This is a genomic window from Prevotella sp. oral taxon 376 (genome assembly GCF_003043945.1).
GTDB lineage: Bacteria > Bacteroidota > Bacteroidia > Bacteroidales > Bacteroidaceae > Prevotella.
Window position 1 is genome coordinate 555,180 of record NZ_PYXG01000001.1, and the last position, 18,931, is coordinate 574,110.

Sequence of the window (18,931 nt, forward strand, 5' to 3'; positions counted from 1 at the left end):
TTGATAAGCAACTTGCTACATACTCATAATAAGGAGCTAAATAGAACACGAATGGGAAATACTCAAATGCCAAACTAAAGAAGATATTGGCCAAAATAAACGTTATACCGAGAGAGAAACTTGATTTTTCAACTTCCTAAAACGGTGTTGTTCAAACATTTCTACTTATTTGTACTTGCCAGTTGAACCTACGCTTCCCTAATAAAATGTCTATGGTAAAAAGTTAAAAAATCCTCCCACTTTTGTTAGATATATTTTTTTGTGTAATTTTGTAATCGTTATGCGGCAGTAATAATATACATATTAATACGAGTTAGTAATCCTGTAGTTCTCACATGCTACGAGGAGGTATTAAAAGGTGCATTTCGACAATGCATCTATTGTAGTATATTATTGCTTAATCCAAATGAATATTATAAATTTAGGAATTCTTGCTCACATTGATGCAGGAAAAACTTCCGTAACCGAGAATCTGCTGTTTGCCAGTGGAGCAACGGAAAAGTGCGGCCGTGTGGATAATGGTGACACCATAACAGACTCTATGGATATAGAGAAACGTAGAGGAATTACTGTTCGGGCTTCTACGACATCTATTATCAGGAATGGTGTGAAATGCAATATCATTGACACTCCGGGACACATGGATTTTATTGCGGAAGTGGAGCGGACATTCAAAATGCTTGATGGAGCAGTCCTCATCTTATCCGCAAAGGAAGGCATACAAGCGCAAACAAAGTTGCTGTTCAATACTTTACAAAAACTGCAAATCCCGACAATTATATTTATCAATAAAATTGACCGTGACGGTGTGAATTTAGAGCGTTTGTATCTGGATATAAAAACAAATCTGTCTCAAGATGTCCTGTTTATGCAAACTATTGTCGATGGATTGGTTTATCCGATTTGCTCCCAAACATATATAAAGGAAGAATACAAAGAATTTGTATGCAACCATGACGACAATATATTAGAACGATATTTGGCGGATAGCGAAATTTCACCGGCTGATTATTGGAATACGATAATCGATCTTGTGGCAAAAGCCAAAGTCTATCCGGTACTACATGGATCAGCAATGTTCAATATCGGTATCAATGAGTTGTTGGACGCCATCTCTTCTTTTATACTTCCTCCAGAATCAGTCTCAAACAGACTTTCAGCTTATCTCTATAAGATAGAGCATGACCCCAAAGGACATAAAAGAAGTTTTCTAAAAATAATTGACGGAAGTCTGAGACTTCGAGACATTGTAAGAATCAACGATTCGGAAAAATTCATCAAGATTAAAAATCTAAAGACTATTTATCAGGGCAGAGAGATAAATGTTGATGAAGTGGGGGCCAATGATATCGCGATTGTAGAAGATATGGAAGATTTTCGAATCGGAGATTATTTAGGTGCTAAACCTTGTTTGATTCAAGGGTTATCTCGTCAGCATCCCGCTCTCAAATCCTCCGTCCGGCCAGACAGGCCCGAAGAGAGAAGCAAGGTGATATCCGCTCTGAATACATTGTGGATTGAAGACCCGTCTTTGTCCTTTTCCATAAACTCATATAGTGATGAATTGGAAATCTCGTTATATGGTTTGACACAAAAGGAAATCATACAGACATTGCTGGAAGAACGATTTTCCGTCAAGGTCCATTTTGATGAGATCAAGACTATCTACAAAGAACGACCTATAAAAAAGGTGAATAAGATTATTCAGATCGAAGTGCCGCCCAACCCTTATTGGGCCACAATAGGGCTGACTATTGAACCCTTACCGTTAGGGACAGGGTTGCAAATCGAAAGTGACATCTCCTATGGTTATCTGAACCATTCTTTTCAAAATGCCGTTTTTGAAGGGATTCGTATGTCTTGCCAATCTGGTTTACATGGATGGGAAGTGACTGATCTGAAAGTAACTTTTACTCAAGCCGAGTATTATAGCCCGGTAAGTACACCTGCTGATTTCAGACAGCTGACCCCTTATGTCTTCAGGCTGGCCTTGCAACAGTCAGGTGTGGACATCCTCGAACCGATGCTCTATTTTGAGTTGCAGATACCCCAATCGGCAAGTTCCAAAGCTATTACAGATTTGCAAAAAATGATGTCTGAGATTGAAGACATCAGTTGCAATAATGAGTGGTGTCATATTAAAGGGAAAGTTCCATTAAATACAAGTAAAGACTACGCCTCAGAAGTAAGTTCATACACTAAGGGCTTAGGCGTTTTTATGGTTAAGCCATGCGGGTATCAAATAACAAAAGGCGATTATTCTGATAATATCCGTATGAACGAAAAAGATAAACTTTTATTCATGTTTCAAAAATCAATGTCATCAAAATAATGGAGCGGTCAGGAAATTTCTATAAGGCAATACGGTTGGGATATATACTTATCTCCATTCTTATCGGATGTATGGCATATAATAGCCTCTATGAATGGCAGGAGATAGAAGCATTAGAACTTGGCAATAAAAAAATAGACGAGCTCCGAAAAGAAATAAACAATATCAATATTCAAATGATAAAATTTTCTCTATTGGGTGAAACAATACTGGAATGGAACGATAAAGATATCGAGCATTACCATGCACGGCGTATGGCAATGGACAGTATGCTCTGCCGTTTCAAGGCCACCTATCCAGCAGAGCGCATCGATAGTGTGCGCAGTCTTTTAGAGGATAAGGAACGACAGATGTTCCAGATAGTCCGGTTAATGGATGAACAACAATCTATTAACAAGAAGATAGCCAATCAAATTCCGGTTATTGTGCAGAAAAGTGTGCAGGAACAGTCCAAAAAGCCAAAACGAAAAGGTTTCTTGAGCATCTTCGGCAAAAAAGAGGGAACGAAGCCAACGACAACAACGACTACGCTCCGTTCATCCAATAGAAACATGGTCAACGAACAGAAAGCGCAGAGCCGTCGATTGTCAGAACAAGCCGATAGTCTTGCTGCCCGTAATGCAGAACTTAACAGACAACTGCAAGGATTGATTTGCCAAATCGAAAAGAAGGTACAATCTGATTTACAAAATAGAGAAAGCGAGATAACAGCCATGCGTAAAAAATCATTTATGCAGATAGGCGGCTTGATGGGATTTGTTCTTTTGCTGTTGGTCATTTCCGATATCATCATACACCGTGATGCAAAGAACATTAAACGATACAAACGCAAGACAACGGATTTGATCGAGCAATTGGAACAGTCCGTGCAACAAAATGAGGTACTCATAACCTCCCGAAAGAAAGCGGTACATACTATTACCCATGAGTTGCGTACACCACTGACGGCAATAACCGGCTATACCGAACTTTTGCGGAAAGAATGCAATAGCGGTAATAATGGGCAATATATCCAAAATATACTGCAATCCTCCGACCGTATGCGGGATATGCTCAACACTTTGCTTGACTTCTTCCGCCTGGACAACGGCAAGGAACAGCCCCGTCTGTCACCCTGCCGGATTTCTGCAATCACGCACACACTTGAAACGGAGTTCATGCCTGTTGCCGTGAACAAAGGGTTGTCCTTGTCCGTGAAGACTGGACACGATGCCATTGTATTGACCGACAAAGAGCGAATAATACAAATCGGGAATAACCTGCTGTCAAACGCTGTCAAGTTCACAGAAGAAGGCGGTGTTTCTTTGATTACTGAATATGACAATGGAGTTCTGACACTGGTCGTTGAAGATACAGGTACAGGCATGACAGAAGAGGAACAGAAACAAGCGTTCGGTGCGTTTGAACGTCTATCAAATGCCGCCGCAAAGGAGGGTTTCGGGCTTGGGCTTGCCATAATGCGTAATATTGTGTCGATGCTTGGCGGAACAATCCGTTTGGACAGCAAGAAAGGGAAAGGCAGTCGTTTCACAGTTGAAATTTCTATGCAGGAAGCTGAAGAACAGCTTGGATATACAAGCAATACACCTGTTTATCATAACAATAAATTCCATGATGTTGTCGCCATTGACAATGATGAGGTATTACTTCTGATGCTGAAAGAGATGTATTCCCAAGAAGGAATACACTGCGACACTTGCACCGATGCTGCGGCACTGATGGAAATGATACGCCAGAAAGAATACAGCCTGTTGCTGACAGACTTGAATATGTCCGGTATAAACGGTTTCGAATTGCTGGAACTATTGCGTTCGTCCAACGTGGGCAATTCACCAACAATCCCGGTGGTTGTGGCAACCGCTTCGGGCAGTTGTAACAAAGGGGAACTATTGGCAAAAGGCTTTGCCGGATGCCTGTTCAAGCCGTTCTCCATATCGGAGTTGATGGAGGTTTCCGACAGGTGTGCCATAAAAGAAACACCGGACGGGAAACCGGATTTTTCAGCCTTGTTGTCCTACGGCAATGAAGCCGTTATGCTGGAAAAGTTGATGACGGAAACCGAAAAGGAGATGCAGACAATACGGGAAGCGGCAACAGAAAAAGACCTGCGAAAGTTAGATTCCCTGACACACCACCTGCGTAGCTCATGGGAGATACTCCGTGCTGACCAACCGTTGAGGGAACTTTACAGATTGCTTCATAGCGATGTAATCCCAGATGAAGAAGTGTTAAGCCATGCCGTGATCGCCGTGTTGAACAAGGGAGCGGAAATAATCCGGTTGGCAGAAGAGGAAAGGAGAAAATACGAAAATGGATAAGACAAAAATAATTGTGGTGGAAGACAACATCGTGTACTGCGAGTTTGTCTGCAACATGCTGTCACGGGAGGGCTACCGTACCGTGAAGGCTTACCACCTGTCAACAGCGAAGAAACATCTGCAACAGGCGACGGATAATGACATCGTGGTTGCCGACCTGCGCCTGCCTGACGGTAACGGCATAGACCTCTTGCGCTGGATGCGAAAGGAGGGAAAGATGCAACCTTTCATTATCATGACAGACTATGCCGAAGTGCATACCGCAGTGGAAAGCATGAAGCTCGGTTCGATAGACTATATCCCCAAACAACTTGTGGAGGATAAACTTGTCCCTCTTCTCCGTTCCATACAGAAAGAACGGCAGGCGGGACAATCCCGTATGCCCGTGTTCGCCCGTGAAGGTTCCGCCTTTCAGAAAATCATGCACCGCATAAGGCTGGTAGCAGCAACCGACATGAGCGTGATGATATTCGGAGAGAACGGCACGGGCAAGGAACATATCGCCCACCACCTGCACGACAAGAGCAAACGTACGGGCAAACCCTTCGTGGCGGTTGACTGCGGTTCACTCTCAAAAGAACTTGCGCCGTCGGCATTCTTCGGACACGTCAAGGGAGCGTTTACAGGTGCGGACAGCACCAAGAAAGGGTATTTCCATGAAGCGGAAGGCGGCACGTTGTTTCTGGACGAGGTGGGAAACCTCGCGTTGGAAACCCAACAGATGTTGCTCCGTGCCATACAAGAGAGGCGGTATCGCCCGGTTGGTGACAAATCGGACAGGAGTTTCAATGTCCGCATCATCGCCGCCACCAACGAGGATTTGGAAGTAGCGGTGAATGAAAAGCGTTTCCGACAGGATTTACTCTACCGCTTGCATGACTTCGTGATAACCGTGCCGCCTTTGCGTGACTGTAAGGAGGACATCATGCCGCTTGCGGAGTTCTTCCGCGAGATAGCCAACAAGGAACTGGAGTGTAATGTGAGCGGTTTCAGTTCCGAAGCCCGAAAAGCGTTACTGACCCACACATGGCCGGGCAACGTGCGGGAACTTCGGCAGAAAGTTATGGGTGCTGTATTGCAGGCGCAGGAAGGTGTTGTCATGAAAGAGCATCTGGAACTTGCCGTGACGAAACCGACCTCTACTGTCAGCTTCGCCTTGCGCAATGACGCGGAGGATAAGGAGCGGATATTGCGTGCGTTGAAACAGGCAAACGGCAACCGGAGTGTCGCCGCCGAACTGCTCGGAATAGGCAGGACAACACTATACAGCAAACTTGAAGAGTATGGACTTAAATATAAATTCAAGCAATCATAGCCTGTAATTCACTGAATTTGGCTATCTTTGCATAACATTTGAGAAAAACGGCGATTGGCAGGAGCTTTTCGCCGCCAACATATAGGATAAGACCGCAAGGCGTTTCAAGCGAAAATCTGGTAAATTGGAACTACGGAGACGATTGCGTGATGCTTATGCTATGCTTACGCATAGCGTGCATTCACGTACTCTCCGTAAAGGCTTTACCAGAGCCATCGCTTGAAGGTAGTGTGAATTGCACGCTACTTTTTTACCCTTGCCTAACGAAAAGAAACGATTATGGGTAAAGTTCAGATTCTCGCTGTACTGACGATGGACGGATGTCTTTCTTCAGAGTTATATGATAAAACACATCAGGATTTGTGCCTTGACCGTTGCGGTCTTGATGAAATCAGGAAGAAAGCCCTTTACCGTGTGACACCGGACTATTCCATTTCAATGCTGCACGAATGGAGAAAAGACGGCACAAACATCCGTTACCTCGCGGAAGCCACACCGGATACGGCAGATTATATAAACGGACTACTGCGTATGCACGCTGTGGATGAAATCATACTATACAACGTTCCTTTCATTTTAGGAAGTGGGCGGCATTTTTTCAAATCGGCTCTGCCAAAGCAACACTGGACGCTTTCCTCTGTGAAAAGCTATCCTAACGGTGTATGCCGAAGTATCTACACCCTTGACAAATAAGCAAGACAGCCAAAATGTACGGCAGTCATACAATTTTGTTTTCGGAAATAGAAGAAATGTTCTGATTATGAACAATTTAATCCCGTATAAATTCATTCCTTTGGAAAAATATTGAATTTTATACCACTGAATTCCAGCACCTTGAAAAAGCCGGTGCCGGATTTTTTGCTTTCTGACACATGTTTTGCCAATTATATTTATGTGCGCACGCAGAAAACAAAGTGTAATTTTCAAAATTGACAGAACCATGAATTATTTCTTGCTGGCGGAAACCGACTTCTTCCGCCTGATAAACGAAGCCGGTGACTGCAATATGGAAACGGCATATACGGCTTTCGCCACCCAAGTGATTGAACTGTGTAACGGCGGCATGGATGCGAACCTTACCATTATCGCGCTTGCTTACATCGAAATCGAGTTGCAGCACCATCCCGTGCGCAATCTATCAGAAGAAAGAAAAGAGATTGCCGCCTACATCAGCAAGGCCCTGTCTTTCATCAGGAAGATGCAAAAATTCCTTGCCACGCCCCAAGTGCCGCCACTAATATCCGCCAACAACGCAACTGAAAACACCGCCAGCCTCCTGCAATGGACGGGCAACGCCATAGACCTCGTGGAGCTTATCTACGGCATCGACGAGATGGGTTGTATCAACAACGGCAATATGCCGCTCAAACAGCTTGCCCCGCTTCTTTACAAGATATTCGGGGTTGAGTCGAAGGACTGCTACCGCTTCTACACCGATATCAAACGCCGGAAGAACGAAAGCCGCACCTACTTCCTTGACAGGATGCAGGAGAAACTGAATGAGAGGATGATGCGCGATGAGGAACTGGAAATAAAAAGACGGTAAGTATTTCTATACCTTTTCATCGTTTGAATGAAAAATCGGCTTATTTTTTGTCGTTACATAAAAAAGTCTTATCTTTGCATCTACAATTAAGAAGACATGCGGTTCTGACCGTGTTCAACGATAACAGTACCCGTTTGGCATACCGTAAGATCTGCCGGCGGGTCATTCTTTTTTATAACGGTATGGCAAATAAGGAATCACGTTCCATTGATGAACAAATAGAACTGCTCAAACAAAGAGGAATGCTTGTCGGCGATGAAGGTTTCGCTGCCCGACATTTGGCTCATATCAGCTACTATCGTTTGAAGGGATATTGGTGGGACATGCAGTCCGATAGAGCCAATCATCTGTTTCAGCCGGATTCCAAACTGGAAGATGTAATCACACGCTATTATTTCGACAAGGAACTGCGCCTTATTTTATTTGATGCCATCGAAACAATAGAAATCACGCTACGCACAAAGATGATTTATCATCTTTCACAATCCTACGGAGGGCTGTGGTATCGTGACCCGAGATTGTTTGCTGATGTCGCTTTTCACACACAGCACCTCAAAGAACTGATAGAAGAATTCTTACGGAGCAATGAGATTTTTGTGAAAGACTACAGGCGCAAGCACCTTGTGACTGATGCAAGCGGTGAAAAGACGCTTGACGAACACCCGGATGCGTGGATTATATTTGAAGTGGCCACATTCGGCACACTTTCCAAGATATACAAGAACCTTAACCACCAACTGCCCGAAAAATCAGCAATAGCCAATGATATGGGGCTGAATCTACACAATGAACTTTCGGGATGGCTTGAAGCCATTTCATATATGCGCAACATAATCGCGCACCATTCCAGAATATGGAGTCGGAACATGGTCAAACGGCCTTGTGAAATTCATAATCCGCGAATGACATGGCTTTCCCGTCCATTGACCGAGGTACAGCAGAAAAAACCGTTCTATGTGATTACGGCAATGTTATATCTCTGCAATGCCATAGACGAGGGGCATACGTTCAAAGAGAAACTGCTGGCATTGTTTGAGGAGTATGCGGATGTGCCCATCTACAAGATAGGCTTCTTCAACCGCTGGAAAGAAGAGCCGATTTGGAAATGAAAAAAGTGCCTGTTTACAGGTGCGGAAAAACAAAAAGAGAAGCAATACAATAAACCTCCTGGGCGCATCGTAAGACAGCATACTTGGGAGGCGTTCTTCATTTTAAGAGGTGACGGAGATATTTTCCGCCACCTCTGTTTTTTTATTTCTACTGCAACAGGTGCTTCAGGTTGTCATCGCCTGCGATGCGTTCCAGTTCATCCTGCACAATCTGCTTCACCTCTTCCTTGATGCGCCGGTAGTTCGCCTGCACCGTATCCTTCATGCGGTCGTTTCCGTCCTCGTCCGTGAAATCGGTAATGACAGGTATTTTCTTGTAGGCACTTTCCTCCCGCTTCACCTTCTCGGCATCCACCACAATCTCGCAGTGGAAAATCTTCTGCTCGATGCGCTCGTTGAAGTTGTCGGACACCGAACCGACAAACATACCCTGCGTAAGCCCGGAAATCTTGCTCGGCGGGATAAGCGCGTCCATCTGCGTGTTGATGGAGGTGGAAACATCCTGCCGGTTGATGGAGATAGACTGCCGTTTCTGCAACACCTTCCCGAACCGCTCCGATAGTGTCTTTGCCGTTTCTCCTACCACCTGCCCGGAGAAAATGTTACCGACCGTATTCATCACGACTTTTGCTTCCTTATCGCCGTAGTCGCGCACTAACTGGCTGAAATCCTGAAAGCCCAGACACACGGCAACCTTGTTGCTTCGGGCGGTAGCTATAAGATTGTCCAACCCTTTGAAGTATATCGTGGGCAGCTCGTCGATGATGACCGACGACTTCAGCATCCCCTTCTTGTTGATGAGTTTCACGATACGGGAGTTATACAGACCGAGAGCCGCCCCGTAAATGTTCTGACGGTCGGGATTGTTGCCCACGCATAGGATTTTCGGCTCTTCGGGATTGTTGATGTCCAGCGTAAATTCGCTGTCCGACATCACCCAGTAGAGCTGCGGGGAAATCATCCTCGAAAGCGGAATTTTTGCCGACGCTATCTGCCCCATGAGCTGCTCCGCAGCCCCTCCGAGCCAAGCATCCATGAACGGGGAAAGGTAATTCTCCAGTTCGGGATAGGAAGTCAGTATCGGAAAAATATCCTCGTAACGGCGGTTCAAAAACTCGATGGCATGGGGAAACGTGCAGTATTTCCCGTTCTGATAGATTTTGAGATACCAGATAATACTGGCAAACAGAATGATAGGTGACTCCACGAAGAAGTCGCCCTGCTTTTGCACCCACGTTTTATTGAGGTTGAGCATTATCGTGTAGGCACTCTCGTAAGCGTCCGTAATATCCTCCATGAAATCCGGGTGTATGGGATTGCAACGGTGTGAGCGTCGCGGGTCGTCGAAATTGATCACATAGAATTTCGGCTTCACCTTGTAGCCCTCCGGGTGGTTCAGCAAATGGTTGTAGGCTATGGTGGACAAGTCACTGAATTTGAAGTCGTACACATACATTGAGAAGCCCTTTTCAATCTGTTGCTTGATAAAGCTGTTCACCACTGCGTAGGATTTGCCGCTGCCCGGCGTACCCAACACGATGGACGCACGGAAGGGATTCACCACATTGATCCAGCCGTTGTTCCAACGCTTTTTGTAATAGAAGCGTGTGGGCAGATTGACCGAATACTCGCTTTCGATGAGCCTTGTTTCCTGCATGAAACTCTCGTTCTCATTGTTGAAAACATCCTCCATCAGATTGTGTTTCAACAGACGGCTCATCCACAGACCGCCCATCAAAAGGCAGACATAGCCTGTACCGATGGTAATGATATACAGCCCCGTCACCGCTTCGACCGGCAACGGCAGAGCCAGTATCCACCAGTTCAGGAAAAACAGCACGGACCCGATGGCGAGTGCCGTCCATATTTTTCTCCAAGTGATTTTCTCTCCCTTGACACCCTTCGTACCCAGACAGGACAGGGCAAGCAGCAGGACGGCAAACAGCTTCGTGTACAGTATGGAATGGAACAGCCCCGCCGTGCGGTCGAAGTTCATCAGGATTTTGTCCACCACACCGATGTTCACGCCCCACAGCCGGATGGCTTCGTAGCAGAACCAGTACACGTTCATGACCACTAAAATGATACTCACGGCACGCAGAAAATCCATGATTTTCGCCAATGCCCTCAAATCGTCTTCTTGTTGTGACATACATTGATTTTTTAATTGTTGATACTCCGATTACATACCCAAGCCCTTGCGCTTTTTCTTCTTTTTGCGCTTCATCGCCCGGATGAAAGCCTCTTCCTCGGCATCTACCGCCGGACCTTCGGGAGTGAGCAAGCCCATTCCGCCCGATACGTCTTCACGGTCGTATGCGGTCTGCCCGTGCGCCTTGTCCGCAGCATCCACAGGGATGGATAGCGGTATCGGCGGCTGTCCTGCGTATGGCAGGGTAAAATGTTCCTGCAAGGCATTCGCCGAAAGCTCCTTGCCCATGCGTGAGCCGTTCAGCACGCACCCCGTGCGGTGGTCGATGAAAGTAGCCCCGTAGATGCGCCCTTCCTCCGTATGGCGCAACACGGTGTCGATGCCTTTCTCTTTGAGCAGGGACACAAACCTGTCCTTGTCATAAGTGCCTTGCAGCACGGAAAGGACGGTGCGTTTCGTCATGTCGGCGAGTTTCCTGTCCTTAATCTCAAGCTTGGAACGGGCAAACTTATTCTGCACGGCTTCATAGCCTGCGGACTTCCCGAAAAGCGAGGACTTGAACGGGTTGCCGACCTTGTTGCCCTTGTCGTCCGTGACGGAATAGACCAGCCCGTGATATTCCCGTCCGCGCACGTTACCCCTCGCTTCCTCCACCGTCATATTATATAAGGAAAGGAGCGCACGGTATTCGCCCATCGTCTGGAAACGGTACTGCCCGTTCAGAGCCTTCAGGGTATTGCCTACCTGCTTCTTCACATCGCCTGCCGATACGTCCACTTTACATAGCGGCGTGTCAAGACGGCGGTTCCTGCGCTCCGCATCGTGCAGCCCGTATTTCCTTTCAAGCTCACGAGTAATCTGCTTGCTGCGGTAGTAGTTGTTCTTGTCGCTGATACATTTCCCGTTCTCATCCACCCGCACCGTCACAATGTGCAGATGGTGACGGTCGATGTCCTCGTGCTTGAATACAAGATAAGGCTGGTTGCCAAAACCGAGCTTTTCCAGATACTCGCGGGCGATGTCCTGCAATTCCGCATCGGTCAGCACATCCTCCGGGTGCGGGTTGAGCGAGATATGCACCACCGGTTTCTCCACTTTCATCTGCGGTGGCAGGAAGGTGTGGAAGCCCTCCATCGCCTTGCCGATGTCCACCTTCCCCGAACCGTCATTATAGATGCGGTTGGTGGTGAGAAGCCGCCCCTGTGCCTCGTTAATCTTCTCCCCGTTGTAGGCAATCGCGCCGTACAACGAGCTGCCTACACTGATTTTTGCGACCATTTCGCCTCCATTTGAGTTTCACTCTTCTTCAAACGCGACTCGGCAGAGTCCAAACAAGTTTGGCTCTGCTCTCGCTGCTCTTTCAGCTCCCTTGACAGTTCCACAATCTGACGGCTCAGTTTCACGAGTTCGACGGTGTGTTGCTCCAATTTATAGAGCAACGCCATCGCCTTTTTCTCTGAAAAATGCAGCCTCAGTTCCTTCACGACTTGGTTGTAATTCGTACCTACGGCGCGGAACTGCGCATGAAAATCCGACAGCTTGGTGTAATAGTCCACCAACGTCTTGTCCACCTTCAGCACCTTGAACGGCTGTCCGAAGAAGTGCGCTTTGAGGAAAACCGACCGCGCATAGACACCCGATTTTCCGAACATGGCGAGGAAACGGTTGTGTTCCTCCTCGTTGAAACGGACGGTGTACCGGTACACCGCCGGATCAAGTTTGGGATTTCTCCCTGCTTTGCTTTTCCTTTTCTCTTTCATATTACTTTGGATTTAGCGGATTGACGGCATAAGCCGCCGCTTCGGGTCACGGCACCGCAGTTCTGAAAGGCTTCCCGACTTCGGAGGGAAAGCCCGCCCCCTGCAAGGGCAAGGCGTTTTCCGGGATGCTCAAAATATTTTGAGCGGCTGAAAACATACCTTGCTATGTTCAGGTGAACATAAAAATCCGTCAGGGGACGGATTGGGAAAATACCTTTCAGGACTCCGGGCCGCGCGCCATCGGCGAACCCTGCCGTCCGGGTGCAAAGTTACGCTCTTAAAGCGGTAACGAACAGATACTTGACCCGGCCAATGGCTGCCAACCGGCGCAACATGCCGCCACTTGCTTGGGAAGTGATACAAGTTCAAAAATATACTTGTTTATTTGCAGCATGATTCAAGAAACTAACGGTTTGAAGATATGAGGAAAGGAATATTCAAATACCCGGACAACCGCTTCGGCGGACACTTGCCGAAACGGATACCCGAACCGTCGGAAACCCGGTTGTCCGACAATTCGGTGACGCATGGATTCAATGACTTCATGACGCAGTGTCGTCATTCATCACTTGTCCGCCGCACCGCTTCACCGCAGAACCGGATACGCGGTGACCCGCCCGTGTGCCTGTTCACGGAAACGGATAATGCGGTAATTCAATTCGCATGTAAACAGAAAACAAAATCATCAACAATTAAACTGAATAGAACCATGAGTAAGGAAATCTTCGTTGCATTCGCAACACAGAAAGGTGGCATCGGCAAATCCACCGTCACGGCACTCGCCGCCAGCTACCTGCACAACGTGAAAGGCTACAATGTCGCCGTCGTGGACTGCGACGACCCGCAGCACAGCATCCACGGCCTGCGCGAACATGAGACGGCACTCATCGGCAGGAGCATCTACTTCAAGGCTCTCGCGTGCGACCATTTCCGCAAGATAAAGAAGAACGCCTATCCGGTCATCAAGAGCAACGCGGTGAACGCCCTCGACGATGCGGAAAGGATGATCGCCGCCGAGGTCGTGAAGCCCGACGTGGTTTTCTTCGACATGCCGGGGACACTCCGGAGCAACGGCGTGATAAAGACGCTCTCGCAGATGGACTACATCTTCACGCCCCTGAGTGCCGACCGCTTTGTCGTGGAAAGTACCCTGAAATTCGTCACGATGTTCCGCGACAGGCTGATGACAACCGGGCAAGCGAAAACAAAGGGGCTGCATCTGTTCTGGACGATGGTGGACGGCAGGGAGAGGAACGACCTGTACGGCATCTACGAGGAAGTGATAGCCGAAATGGGCTTCCCGGTGCTTTCCACCCGCCTGCCCGACAGCAAGAAGTTCCGCCGCGACCTTTCGGAAGAGCGCAAGAGCGTTTTCCGCTCCACCATCTTCCCGATGGACACGGCACTGCTGAAAGGGAGCGGCATCCGTGAGTTTTCCGAAGAGATAAGCGACATCATCAGACCGCAGTGAGCATGGGCAGCAGGAAAGTAAACACGGAAGGCATCGACGAGGAACTGCTGTTGGCATCTATCGGGCGGCGCACACAGGACGGGACACTACGCCCGGCGCAGGAAGACCCCGCAGCCGTACCGACCGGAGAGGACACCGCCGCACCGGAGCCGCCACCGGCTCAACCCGTGACACGGGAGAGAGCGCAGAGGGAAGGCGGCCGCCGGAAAAGGCAGGACGAGGACTATAACGAGCTGTTCCTGCGCCGCAACGAGATAAAGACCCGCCAGTGTGTCTATATCAGCCGCGACGTACACGGCAAGATCCTCAAAATCGTGAACGACATCGCCGGAGGGGAAATCTCTGTGGGCGGCTATGTGGATACCGTGCTGCGCCAGCATCTGGAACAGCACAAGGAGAGAATCAACGAACTGTACAAGAAACAACGTGAAGATCTGATTTGAAAATGGAAAAAGAAATGACACCGAATGAAAAAAGACCGCAGCAGGACTGCGGAGGCATGCTTGCCCAAGTGCAGGCGAGCGTGGAAATACTGTCGCCCGTCCCGGTGAGCGGCAAATGCTGCGAGAAGGACTATGAACGTCTATTCATCCGCGACCCGGAAGTAAAGGCGCGGGAGGGCAAGATGGCGTATGTGCGTCCGGAGTACCACGAGCGTATCATGCGCATCACCCGTGTAATCGGGCATGATAGGCTTACACTGTCCGCCTACATCGACCATGTGCTGACGCACCACTTCAACCAGTGCGAGGACGCTATAAAGAGCCTTTACGCCCGGAATTACAATTCAGTATTCTAACTAAAACCGGAAGTATATGAATGAAACAATCAGCATGACAGACATTCTGCTGGCGGTATCGGTCGGCTGCAACCTATGGTTCCTGTTCCTGCTCCTTTACGAGCGCATCATGGACATGCGGCTTGTCCGCTTCTTCAAGGGCATCGCCGGATTATGGCGGTCGTTGGACAGGAATGGGCCAAAGAGCGTAGCGGCACATGAGGAAGTTTCCACGGCAAAGGGGGACATCATCGGCAAGAGCCGTTTCAAAATGGCATCCACCCGGACAATCGCTGCCATACCGGCGCAAGAAGCCGCCACTTTGGAAAAAGGCATTGAGCTGTCGGAGGAAGAGGCTACTTTTGACGACGGAAACACGGAAACCGCGTCCCGCCCGGCGCAAGTCCCGGAGGAAAAGCTCGATGAGACCTTCACGAGCATGCCGCCGGAGGAACTGGGATACGGGGAGGACGAACCGGATGAAGACGCTTCGGACACGCCACGGGCTTCGGGCAGCAGCTTTGACGAGATTGACGACGCCTGCAAGACCGCCATGAACCCGGACGCGACACAGGCGGAACGTGAAAAGGCGGCGAAGGTGTTCACCGACATGGAAGGCACGGAGCTGTACGAGAAAATGATGGAAGGCTCTTCGGAGATAGGCATCCGCATCAAGGGGCTTATCGAGATCCGGCTGAAGAAACCCGAAAAGGAGTTCATCGTGCCGGACAACATCGAGGATTTCGACATCCGAAACTATGTATGACAACTGAAAAAGGAATGGACATGAAATAGTGACATCAACCCACGCGGCAAGGAAACGCAAGGCGTATCCCGTCCGCAACGGACACGCCCACGTCTGTGGAAACAAACGGGCATCCACTAAAACCAAAGTAAAGTAACAGAGTAACAACCGCCCGACAAAGGACTATCCACCCTTTCGACGGCAAAAAACAAGGACAATTCATGAACAAGAACATCTTGAAAAACAGAAAAGCAATCCTATCCGCGGCACTTTTCATCGCCGCAACCGCCTCCGCTTTCGCGCAAGGAAACGGCATCGCGGGCATCAACGAAGCCACCTCTATGGTGAGTTCGTATTTCGACCCCGGAACTAAACTGATATACGCCATCGGCGCGGTCGTCGGGCTTATCGGGGGCGTGAAAGTGTACGGAAAATTCTCATCGGGTGACCCCGACACCTCAAAAACAGCAGCAAGCTGGTTCGGCGCGTGTATCTTCCTGATTGTAGCCGCCACCATCCTGCGCTCATTCTTCCTTTAATGTAATAATGTATGGCTGAATACCCGGTAAACAAGGGTATCGGCCGTCCGGTAGAGTTCAAGGGCTTGAAGGCACAGTACCTCTTCATTTTCTGCGGAGGTCTGCTGGCTCTCTTCGTCCTGTTCGTCATCCTCTACATGGTCGGTATCGACCAGTGGATATGTATCGGCTTCGGCGCGGCATCGTCCTCCCTCCTTGTGTGGCAGACCTTCGCGCTGAACGCCCGGTACGGCGAACACGGGCTGATGAAATTGGGAGCGTCACGGAGCCATCCCCGATACCTTATCAACCGGCGGCGGATAACCCGTCTGTTCAAACGACAACGAAAGGAAGAAACGACATGAGGAATACATCAAAAATGACAACACTGGAAAACAAGTTTCCCCTGCTTGCGGTGGAGCATGGCTGCATCATCTCAAAGGACGCCGACATCACGGTGGCTTTCGAGGTGGAGCTGCCGGAGCTTTACACCGTGACGGGCGCGGAGTACGAGGCGATACACGGCTGCTGGTGCAAGGCAATCAAGGTGCTGCCGGACTACTCCGTCGTTCACAAGCAGGACTGGTTTATCAAGGAACGCTACAAGCCGGAGCTTCAGAAGGACGACATGAGTTTCCTCTCACGGAGCTTCGAGCGTCACTTCAACGAGCGTCCGTACCTGAAACACACCTGCTACCTCTACCTGACCAAGACGACGAAGGAGCGTAGCCGGATGCAGAGCAACTTCAGCACGCTGTGCCGAGGGCACATCATCCCGAAAGAGCTGGACAGGGAAACCACGACCAAGTTCATGGAAGCCTGCGAACAGTTCGAGCGTATCATGAACGACAGCGGGCTTGTCAGGTTGCGCCGCCTCTCCACCGACGAGATTGTGGGGACGGAGGGTAAGGCGGGGCTGGTAGAACGCTACTTCTCGCTCATGCCGGAAGGTGACATCACCTTGCAGGACATCGAACTTTCGGCAAGGGAGATGCGCATCGGCGACAACCGCCTGTGTCTGCACACCCTCTCCGACGCGGAAGACCTGCCGGGCAAGGTGGCTACCGACACCCGTTACGAGAAGCTCTCCACCGACCGGAGCGACTGCCGCCTCTCCTTCGCCTCCCCGGTGGGGCTGCTGCTCTCCTGCAACCATATCTACAACCAGTATGTGCTGATAAATAACAGCGAGGAAGCCTTGCAGAAGTTCGAGAAGTCCGCCCGTAACATGCAGTCGCTCTCACGCTATTCAAGGAGCAACAGCATCAACCGCGAGTGGATAGACCAATACCTGAACGAAGCCCGGTCCTACGGGCTGACCTCGGTACGGGCGCACTTCAACGTCATGGCGTGGAGCGACGACGCGGAGGAACTGAAGCACATAAGGAACGACGTGGGCAGCCAGCTGGCAAGCATGGAGTGCGTGCCGCGCCACAACACCATCGACTGCCCTACACTCTACTGGGCGGCGATACCCGGCAATGCGGCGGACTTCCCGGCGGAAGAGAGTTTCCACACTTTCATCGAACAGGCGGTGTGCCTGTTCACGGAGGAAACCAACTACCGCAGCTCGCTCTCGCCCTTCGGCATCAAGATGGTGGACAGGCTCACAGGGAAACCGCTGCACCTCGACATCAGCGACCTTCCGATGAAGCGGGGTATCACGACCAACCGCAACAAGTTCGTGCTGGGTCCTTCGGGCAGCGGCAAGTCGTTCTTCATGAACCACCTCGTGCGCCAATATTATGAGCAAGGCGCACATGTGGTATTGGTGGACACGGGAAACTCCTATCAGGGCTTGTGCGGCATGATCCGGCGCAAGACAGGCGGAGTGGACGGCGTGTATTTCACCTACACGGAAGAGAAGCCCATATCATTCAACCCGTTCTACACCGATGATTACATCTTCGATGTGGAGAAGAAGGACAGCATCAAGACCCTGCTTCTTACGCTCTGGAAATCGGAGGACGACAAGGTGACGAAGACGGAGAGCGGCGAACTGGGCAGTGCCGTGAGTGCCTACATCGAGCGTATCCAATCCGACCGTAGCATCGTGCCGTCGTTCAACACTTTCTACGAGTATATGCGCGACGACTACCGCACGGAACTGGCGCAGCGCGACATCAAGGTGGAGAAGTCCGACTTCAACATCGACAACATGCTCACCACCATGCGGCAGTATTACCGGGGCGGACGTTACGACTTCCTGCTCAACTCCACGGAGAACATCGATCTGCTCGGCAAGCGGTTCATCGTCTTCGAGATTGACAGTATAAAAGAGAACCGCGAACTGTTCCCCGTCGTGACTATCATCATCATGGAAGCCTTCATCAACAAGATGCGGCGGCTGAAAGGGGTGCGGAAACAGCTTATCGTGGAGGAGGCTTGGAAGGCCCTCTCTTCGGCAAACATGGCTGAATACCTACGTTATATGTACAAGACGGTCAGAAAATATTACGGCGAGGCAATCGTGGTGACGCAGGAGGTGGACGACATCATCAGTTCTCCGGTGGTCAAGGAGAGCATCATCAACAACTCCGACTGCAAGATACTTCTCGACCAGCGCAAGTATATGAACAAGTTCGACCAGATACAGGCGTTGCTCGGACTGACGGAAAAGGAGAAGTCGCAGATACTCTCCATCAACATGGCGAACAACCCTTCACGGCTCTACAAGGAGGTGTGGATAGGCTTGGGTGGCACACAATCGGCGGTCTATGCCACCGAGGTCAGTGCAGAAGAGTATCTGGCGTACACTACCGAAGAAACGGAAAAAGTGGAGGTTTACCGTCTGGCGGAGAAGCTGGGCGGTGACATCGAAGCCGCCATCCGGCAGCTTGCCGAAAGGCGGAGGAACAAGGAATAACTAAAACAGAATGTATCAACA

General features: G+C 49.5%; 16 protein-coding genes. 13 read left to right on the plus strand and 3 right to left on the minus strand.

Translation table 11 applies throughout. From position 1 onward, the window contains the following. Positions 1–406 precede the first annotated feature (406 nt). The 6 genes from tet(Q) (at position 407) to C7120_RS02525 (ending at position 8,620) form a co-directional block, all read left to right on the plus strand. Positions 407–2,332 carry a tetracycline resistance ribosomal protection protein Tet(Q) gene (gene tet(Q) / locus C7120_RS02500; RefSeq protein ID WP_004371707.1) on the plus strand — a complete coding sequence of 642 codons (1,926 nt, stop codon included), beginning with the start codon at positions 407–409 and terminating at the stop codon, positions 2,330–2,332. Then, positions 2,332–4,650 carry a hybrid sensor histidine kinase/response regulator gene (locus C7120_RS02505; RefSeq protein WP_004371708.1) on the plus strand — a complete coding sequence of 773 codons (2,319 nt, stop codon included), beginning with the start codon at positions 2,332–2,334 and terminating at the stop codon, positions 4,648–4,650. Before tet(Q) ends, C7120_RS02505 begins: the two co-directional genes overlap by 1 nt. Then, a complete protein-coding gene (locus C7120_RS02510) occupies positions 4,643–5,965 on the plus strand; it encodes a sigma-54 dependent transcriptional regulator (protein ID WP_004371709.1) in 1,323 nt (440 codons plus the stop codon). Before C7120_RS02505 ends, C7120_RS02510 begins: the two co-directional genes overlap by 8 nt. Before the next feature lie 279 nt (positions 5,966–6,244). After that, positions 6,245–6,658, plus strand: a complete 414-nt coding sequence (locus C7120_RS02515) for a dihydrofolate reductase family protein (RefSeq protein WP_004371710.1) — start codon at positions 6,245–6,247, stop codon at positions 6,656–6,658. Positions 6,659–6,905: 247 nt separating this feature from the next. Next, positions 6,906–7,511 (plus strand): RteC domain-containing protein, encoded by a 606-nt coding sequence (locus C7120_RS02520; RefSeq protein WP_008125994.1) that lies wholly within the window; start codon positions 6,906–6,908, stop codon positions 7,509–7,511. A gap of 182 nt (positions 7,512–7,693) precedes the next feature. Then, the gene (locus C7120_RS02525; protein WP_004371713.1) at positions 7,694–8,620 is read left to right on the plus strand and encodes an Abi family protein; all 927 of its coding nucleotides are present in this window, start codon (positions 7,694–7,696) and stop codon (positions 8,618–8,620) included. Between the two features lie 148 nt (positions 8,621–8,768). Here the strand turns inward: C7120_RS02525 and mobC are convergent, their stop codons facing one another. The 3 genes from mobC to mobA are packed head-to-tail and all read right to left on the minus strand — an operon-like array spanning position 8,769 to position 12,532. Then, positions 8,769–10,772 carry a conjugal transfer protein MobC gene (gene mobC, locus C7120_RS02530; RefSeq protein WP_004371714.1) on the minus strand — a complete coding sequence of 668 codons (2,004 nt, stop codon included), beginning with the start codon at positions 10,770–10,772 and terminating at the stop codon, positions 8,769–8,771. Between the two features lie 30 nt (positions 10,773–10,802). Further along, a complete protein-coding gene (gene mobB / locus C7120_RS02535) occupies positions 10,803–12,050 on the minus strand; it encodes a conjugal transfer protein MobB (protein WP_008125997.1) in 1,248 nt (415 codons plus the stop codon). Further along, positions 12,029–12,532, minus strand: coding sequence for a conjugal transfer protein MobA (gene mobA, locus C7120_RS02540; RefSeq protein WP_004371716.1), 504 nt, complete (start codon positions 12,530–12,532; stop codon positions 12,029–12,031). The genes mobB and mobA overlap by 22 nt, the downstream gene beginning before the upstream one ends. 421 nt (positions 12,533–12,953) lie before the next feature. Between mobA and C7120_RS02550 the strand changes: the two genes are divergently transcribed. The 7 genes from C7120_RS02550 to C7120_RS02580 all read left to right on the plus strand — a co-directional run bounded on the left by C7120_RS02550 (position 12,954) and on the right by C7120_RS02580 (position 18,910). After that, entirely contained in the window at positions 12,954–14,003 is a 1,050-nt protein-coding gene (locus tag C7120_RS02550) for a ParA family protein (RefSeq protein ID WP_081040383.1), read from the plus strand. A gap of 2 nt (positions 14,004–14,005) precedes the next feature. Next, complete coding sequence (locus tag C7120_RS02555; protein WP_004371718.1) at positions 14,006–14,446, plus strand: DUF3408 domain-containing protein; 441 nt, start codon at positions 14,006–14,008, stop codon at positions 14,444–14,446. A 2-nt stretch (positions 14,447–14,448) separates the two neighbouring features. Further along, positions 14,449–14,802, plus strand: a complete 354-nt coding sequence (locus C7120_RS02560; RefSeq protein WP_004371719.1) for a DUF3408 domain-containing protein — start codon at positions 14,449–14,451, stop codon at positions 14,800–14,802. 16 nt (positions 14,803–14,818) lie between these two features. After that, positions 14,819–15,547, plus strand: a complete 729-nt coding sequence (locus C7120_RS02565) for a hypothetical protein (RefSeq protein WP_004371720.1) — start codon at positions 14,819–14,821, stop codon at positions 15,545–15,547. Positions 15,548–15,747: 200 nt separating this feature from the next. Further along, the gene (locus tag C7120_RS02570; RefSeq protein WP_004371721.1) at positions 15,748–16,065 is read left to right on the plus strand and encodes a DUF4134 domain-containing protein; all 318 of its coding nucleotides are present in this window, start codon (positions 15,748–15,750) and stop codon (positions 16,063–16,065) included. An 11-nt stretch (positions 16,066–16,076) separates the two neighbouring features. Beyond that, positions 16,077–16,409: a DUF4133 domain-containing protein gene (locus C7120_RS02575; RefSeq protein ID WP_004371722.1), complete on the plus strand. Its 333-nt coding sequence runs from the start codon at positions 16,077–16,079 to the stop codon at positions 16,407–16,409. Beyond that, positions 16,406–18,910: a TraG family conjugative transposon ATPase gene (locus tag C7120_RS02580; protein WP_004371723.1), complete on the plus strand. Its 2,505-nt coding sequence runs from the start codon at positions 16,406–16,408 to the stop codon at positions 18,908–18,910. Before C7120_RS02575 ends, C7120_RS02580 begins: the two co-directional genes overlap by 4 nt. Positions 18,911–18,931: the final 21 nt, after the last annotated feature.

Bases quoted from the DNA above. Each gene is read 5' to 3' on its own strand.
- C7120_RS02525 (WP_004371713.1), top strand. From the start codon at position 7,694: ATGGCAAATAAGGAATCACGTTCCATTGATGAACAAATAGAACTGCTC.
- C7120_RS02560 (WP_004371719.1), top strand. From the start codon at position 14,449: ATGGAAAAAGAAATGACACCGAATGAAAAAAGACCGCAGCAGGACTGC.
- C7120_RS02580 (WP_004371723.1), top strand. From the start codon at position 16,406: ATGAGGAATACATCAAAAATGACAACACTGGAAAACAAGTTTCCCCTG.
- C7120_RS02520 (WP_008125994.1), top strand. From the start codon at position 6,906: ATGAATTATTTCTTGCTGGCGGAAACCGACTTCTTCCGCCTGATAAAC.
- C7120_RS02555 (WP_004371718.1), top strand. From the start codon at position 14,006: ATGGGCAGCAGGAAAGTAAACACGGAAGGCATCGACGAGGAACTGCTG.
- C7120_RS02570 (WP_004371721.1), top strand. From the start codon at position 15,748: ATGAACAAGAACATCTTGAAAAACAGAAAAGCAATCCTATCCGCGGCA.
- C7120_RS02575 (WP_004371722.1), top strand. From the start codon at position 16,077: ATGGCTGAATACCCGGTAAACAAGGGTATCGGCCGTCCGGTAGAGTTC.
- C7120_RS02550 (WP_081040383.1), top strand. From the start codon at position 12,954: ATGAGGAAAGGAATATTCAAATACCCGGACAACCGCTTCGGCGGACAC.
- mobA (WP_004371716.1), bottom strand. From the start codon at position 12,532: ATGAAAGAGAAAAGGAAAAGCAAAGCAGGGAGAAATCCCAAACTTGAT.
- C7120_RS02505 (WP_004371708.1), top strand. From the start codon at position 2,332: ATGGAGCGGTCAGGAAATTTCTATAAGGCAATACGGTTGGGATATATA.
- mobC (WP_004371714.1), bottom strand. From the start codon at position 10,772: ATGTCACAACAAGAAGACGATTTGAGGGCATTGGCGAAAATCATGGAT.
- mobB (WP_008125997.1), bottom strand. From the start codon at position 12,050: ATGGTCGCAAAAATCAGTGTAGGCAGCTCGTTGTACGGCGCGATTGCC.
- C7120_RS02510 (WP_004371709.1), top strand. From the start codon at position 4,643: ATGGATAAGACAAAAATAATTGTGGTGGAAGACAACATCGTGTACTGC.
- C7120_RS02515 (WP_004371710.1), top strand. From the start codon at position 6,245: ATGGGTAAAGTTCAGATTCTCGCTGTACTGACGATGGACGGATGTCTT.
- C7120_RS02565 (WP_004371720.1), top strand. From the start codon at position 14,819: ATGAATGAAACAATCAGCATGACAGACATTCTGCTGGCGGTATCGGTC.